This is a genomic window from Rhodopseudomonas sp. BR0C11 (assembly GCF_010820945.1).
Classification (GTDB): domain Bacteria; phylum Pseudomonadota; class Alphaproteobacteria; order Rhizobiales; family Xanthobacteraceae; genus Rhodopseudomonas; species Rhodopseudomonas palustris_H.
Genome location: NZ_QTKI01000735.1, coordinates 1 through 1110, shown reverse-complemented (window position 1 = coordinate 1110; position 1110 = coordinate 1). Strand labels below are relative to the sequence as shown.

The 1110-nt window shown below is 63.4% G+C and carries 1 protein-coding gene and 1 pseudogene; one reads left to right on the top strand and one right to left on the bottom strand.

Going from position 1 to position 1110, the window contains the following annotated elements; translation table 11 throughout:
* Nucleotides 1-468, bottom strand: a pseudogene (locus DYI24_RS26990) (autotransporter domain-containing protein); the annotation flags it as partial.
* 285 nt (nt 469-753) lie between these two features.
* On the opposite strand from DYI24_RS26990, the gene DYI24_RS26985 reads away from it, so the two are divergent.
* Nucleotides 754-1110: HAD family hydrolase (locus tag DYI24_RS26985; RefSeq protein WP_349627824.1), on the top strand; the 357-nt coding region annotated here is incomplete at its 3' end.

Here is a 1110-nt window from a genome sequence, read left to right as displayed (position 1 = left end):
GATCGCCCCCGTGGTGGTCCGCAGCGCCAAATACCCGCCGTTACTGACGACTTCCGCCGTCCCGCCCGACGATGTCTCGCTGAAGAGTAGTGTCCCGCCGGTATTCGTTATCTTGACGTCTGCGGCGGTGCTGCTGCCCCGAAAATCGATCTGACCGCCCGAACCGATGATCAGCTGCTGCGCGTTGCCGGAATTGTTCACGATGCCGGCGCCGTTGAAATTGAGCTGAGCGCCGGACAGAACCCCGATGAGGAAGCCGGGCGCTCCGGCTTCGAACGTGAAACCGTCGGGGTTGCGCGTGGTGCTGCCGGACAGCACCAGCGACGTCGACGCGCCGTTGTTGCGGAACACCGCGGTATCGTTGGAGTCCGGAACGATAGCCGGCCCACTCCAGTTCGATGCCGTATTGTACAACTGATCCGTGCCGACCCAGACCTGCTGAGCCGTCGCGGGCATGGCCACCGCCACCAGCGCGGTCGAACCGAGAAGCGACGAAAGCAGCAGCCGTCTTGGTGCGCGACGTGCCCGGCCTACGACGCTCGACCTCAGCCCCTCACCAATGCCCCGAACCTGCACGCAACTGCCCCGTCACCTCTCAGGTCATTGGCGACCTGATTCAGGAAACAGCCTAAAGGTTCAGGATTAGGATGCAAATAGGAACCATTATCGGAACCCAAAATCGGCGATGAGACTGGTCGCCGCCGCGAGCGCGTGATAGCGCTCCGGCAAACAACAGCGGGGAGATGGAACGCGATGATCGAGGCGGTGATCTGGGATTTCGGCGGGGTGCTCACGAGCTCGCCGTTCGAGGCATTTGCGCGGTTCGAGACCGAGCGCGGGCTGCCGATCGACATCATTCGCCGCACCAACGCCGCCAATCATTTCGAGAACGCCTGGGCCAAATTCGAGCGCGCGGAAATCGATCTCGACACCTTCGACGAGCTGTTCGCTGAAGAATCCCGCGCGCTCGGCGCCGAGGTGCGCGGCCGCGACGTCCTGCCGCTGCTGTCCGGCACGCTGCGTCCCGAGATGGTCGCGGCGCTGCGCACAATCAAGCAGAACCACAAGACCGGCTGCATCACCAACAATCTGCCGGCCAACGCGATCGGT